At 62.1% G+C, this 3,713-nt stretch carries 4 protein-coding genes; 1 reads left to right on the top strand and 3 read right to left on the bottom strand.

The features are described 5' to 3' along the window. On the bottom strand, positions 1-284 hold a 284-nt coding region (locus ACESNG_RS13565), incomplete at its 3' end, for a homocysteine S-methyltransferase family protein (RefSeq protein WP_373069385.1). A 131-nt stretch (positions 285-415) separates the two neighbouring features. Next, a complete protein-coding gene (locus ACESNG_RS13560) occupies positions 416-994 on the bottom strand; it encodes a PEP-CTERM sorting domain-containing protein (RefSeq protein WP_373069383.1) in 579 nt (192 codons plus the stop codon). Between the two features lie 315 nt (positions 995-1,309). On the opposite strand from ACESNG_RS13560, the gene ACESNG_RS13555 reads away from it, so the two are divergent. Then, entirely contained in the window at positions 1,310-3,232 is a 1,923-nt protein-coding gene (locus ACESNG_RS13555; protein WP_373069381.1) for a bifunctional homocysteine S-methyltransferase/methylenetetrahydrofolate reductase, read from the top strand. On the opposite strand, the gene ACESNG_RS13550 is transcribed toward ACESNG_RS13555, so the two are convergent. Next, on the bottom strand, positions 3,233-3,700 hold the full coding sequence (locus ACESNG_RS13550; protein ID WP_373069379.1) for a hypothetical protein: 468 nt from the start codon (positions 3,698-3,700) through the stop codon (positions 3,233-3,235). It abuts the gene before it with no gap. Positions 3,701-3,713 lie beyond the last annotated feature (13 nt).

Raw genomic sequence — 3,713 nt, 5'->3', positions numbered from 1 at the left:
GTGTTGGCATTGAAGGTGTTCGTCTCGAGGATGTCGGCCCCGGCCTCGAGGTACTGCCGCTGGATGGCGCCCACGATGTTCGGTTGCGTGAGGGCCAGCAGATCGTTGTTTCCCTTGAGATCACTGGGCCAATCGGCGAATCGCGTGCCCCGGTAGTCGGCTTCAGTGAGCCGATAAGTCTGCAGCATGGTCCCCATGGCGCCGTCCAGCAGCAGGATGCGGCGGGCGAGGAGCTCGGGGAGCAGCGCGAGACGGGAGGCGCGATTGAGCGTGAGCAATGGCATATGGAAGGATAATGCTGTCCGTTGAAAGCGAGTGCCACGGGTATGCGCGACCTCCGTTCAGACCCCTGAAAAACAAAGGGCCCCCATCGTTACTGGGGGCCCTTTTGTTTCAAACGCTTTTGCTGCGGCGGTCAGCTCTTGCGGCGGCGGCGAGCAACCACGCCCATGCCGATCAGGCCGACCGACATGAGTGCGTAGGTTGATGGTTCTGGAACGACCGACGTCGCGCCTACGGTGAAGCCGTGCCAGTTTTCGCCGTTTGTCGCAATCGTGAGCGAGGTGAACGTTCCCTTGAACTGCAGGACACCGCTGAACTCCGTGGCGATAAGCTGATTCAGATTGTTCGGATTGATACCCGAATCGAGATCCTCCAGTTGGTCCCAGTACGCCAGCGTGGACGGTGTGCTGTTTCGGGAGGCGATCGTGAAAACATCGCTGAATGTCAACGTCGTGGTCTGACCCGGCTGACCGACGCTGATGAGCGCGATCCACGGGTCGATCACGGCCTGACTGAAGGTGATCGTGCCGCCGGCACTACCGACGTATTGAATGAACGAAATGTTGTCAGGCGGCGCGGCGGCGTAAGCCAGCGAGGGAGAGCCGGCGCGATTCCAATAATTGTCTCCCTGACCGCCAGTCTGCGAGATATTGCTGGGACAATCGGCACCCGCAGCATTCTGCACACCGGCGTAGGTACCAGCGTACGTCACGCTAGCAGCGCCGAACGTCCCACTAATGCTCCCAGTACACGAGCTCGGCAAGCTCCAATTGGCCCATACTTGCGCCGACGCCACAGTTGGTGTGGTCAACGCCACACCCACTGCAGCCAATACAACCATCGAAAGTGTTGTCTTCATGAGATTTACCAAAATGAAGGGGTAACGGGACTGTGAGTTGCGTTACTGAAGAGCAAGATGTGGGCCGAGTTGCGAGCGCCGCGGGGCGCGCGTCTATGATGCAGCGTCGAGTCCGAGGGCGTCATTGGATTCGCCAAAAGCTGGCGTCGACATATCTTGAATTTATCTATGATAACCGCCACCGAGCTGCCGACGATCCCGCCTAGCACCGCGACTGGAGTCAACGGTGTCACGGCCCCGCGCCCTCGCGCCGCACTCCTGGCCCGCCTGCTGGACCCGGAACAGGTGATCATGTTCGACGGGGCGATGGGCACGATGCTCTATGCCCGCGGCGTGTTCATCAACCAGTGCTACGACGAGCTTGTGCTACGCAGCCCCGACTTGGTGCGCGAGATCCACGCGGCGTACGTAAAAGCAGGCGCCGAAGTGCTGGAGACGAACACCTTCGGCGCCAACCGCGCCAAGCTCACGCAGTATGGGCTCGAGGGTCAGGTCACCGCGATCAACACCAAGGCGGCGCAGTTGGCTCGCGAGGCGGCCGGCGAGCAACGCCTGGTGTCCGGCGCGGTGGGACCGCTGGGCGTACGCCTCGAGCCGTACGGACCAACCGCCAAAGAGGAAGCACGCGCGCTGTTTCGCGAGCAGATGGCGGCCCTCAAGGCTGGTGGCGCCGACTGCTTCTTGCTGGAAACGTTCACCGATCTCGAGGAGCTGGAGCAGGCGATTCTGGCGGCCCGTGAGGTAGACGCTGGCATGCCCGTGATCGCACAGGCCACCGTGGGCCCGGACCTGCGCACGGCATTCGGGGCTAGCCCCGAGGACATCGCCCGCGTGCTGGATCGCTGGGGCGTGGACGTGATCGGCCTGAATTGCTCGGTGGGCCCGCAAACGATTCTGGACGCGATCGAGCGGATGGCCGCCGTGACCACGCGCAAACTCTCGGCGCAGCCGAACGCCGGTATGCCACGCGAGGTGGGCGGGCGCTCGATGTACATGGCGAGCCCGGAGTACATGGCCACGTACGCGCGTCATCTGATTCAGGCGGGCGCCAAGATCGTGGGTGGCTGTTGTGGTACCACGCCGGACCACATCAAGGCCATGGTGGAGGGTGTACGCCCGCTCGCACCGCGCACGCGGGTGATCGTGGCACGCGATGAATCAGGTGCCGTGCGTGACGAACCCATTGGACGCGAGCCGGTGCCATTGGCGCAGCGTTCGCGGTTTGGCGCCAAGATCGCCAGCGGCCAGTTCGTGACCTCGGTGGAAATCGTGCCGCCGCGCGGCGTGGATACCGTGAAGCTGGAGATCGATGCCGCGGCGTTGCACAAGGCCGGTGTCGATGCCATCAACGTGCCCGACGGACCGCGCGCGCAGAGCCGGATGGGTGCAATCGCCGCGAGCCTCATTATCGAGCGTCACGGTATCGAGGCAGTCACACACTACTGCTGCCGAGATCGCAATCTGTTAGGGATGCTCAGCGACCTGCTGGGCGCATCGGCTCTTGGGTTGCGTAACATGCTGCTCATTACCGGTGATCCGCCGAAGATGGGTCCGTATCCCGATTCTACGGCGGTGTTCGACATCGACGCCATTGGTCTCACAAATCTCGTAAGCAAACTGAATCGTGGCTTGGACCCGGGAAACAATCCCATTGGCGAGCCCACGCGATTTGTGGTCGGGGTGGGTGTGAATCCGGCGGCTATCGACCCGGCGCATGAACTCAAGCGGTACCACTGGAAGGTGGAGGCGGGCGCCGAGTATGCGATTACGCAGCCGGTGTTCGATCCGGCGCAGCTGGAGCATTTCCTGACCAGCATCAGCGACGTGCGCATCCCGATCGTCGCCGGTATCTGGCCGCTGGTGTCGGCGCGCAACGCGGAGTTTTTGGCGAATGAAGTACCGGGCGTAACGGTGCCCAAGGAAGTGCTGGACCGTATGCGCAAAGCGAACGACAAGAGCAAGGAGCACGCGCTGGCGGAAGGCATCGCGATCGCGCGGGAGGCTTTGGAGCGGGTGCGCGAATCGGTGCAGGGGGTGCAGGTCAGTGCACCGTTTGGGCGGATCGAGTTGGCGCTGGAAGTGTTCGGATAGTCATTTTCGGTCGGTATTCTGCCATACAGACCACGAACCACGAACGCCATTCATCACGGCCTTCGCGGTGGCAACCTGAAGCGAGAATACCCAGCCGACGAGTTTCATGGTTCGGCGGCGGAGTGGGGGGATGGCGGCAAGTGTTGCGAGCAGTGCACCGAGCGTTAATGCTGACGCTGTCGGGTATCGCACGGCGAAAAGTGTCGACATTCCCAGCGTGGCGATGGCTACGATTGTCAACCACAAAGGCGTTGTCAGTCGCGCCAGCTTGTGCATTACGAACTGTGCACGAATCGGATTCGCGGAACTCTTGATCGCCGGCAGCAATCCGAGCAACTGTATCACGCCGGTCAACGTGCGCGTCTTGCGCTCACCTTCCGCCTTTGCATCAAAGCTCCGCACGTCTCGAGCTTTCGCTGCATAGCTGAAAGCCACGCGGTGCCCACGTAGTACGAGCGACATCGGCACGTACACGTCATCG

Origin of the sequence: Gemmatimonas sp. (assembly GCF_041689975.1) — a bacterium.
Lineage (GTDB): Bacteria > Gemmatimonadota > Gemmatimonadetes > Gemmatimonadales > Gemmatimonadaceae > Gemmatimonas.
Note: the sequence above shows the minus strand (reverse complement) of the source record. Positions and strands in the feature narration are given on the sequence as shown.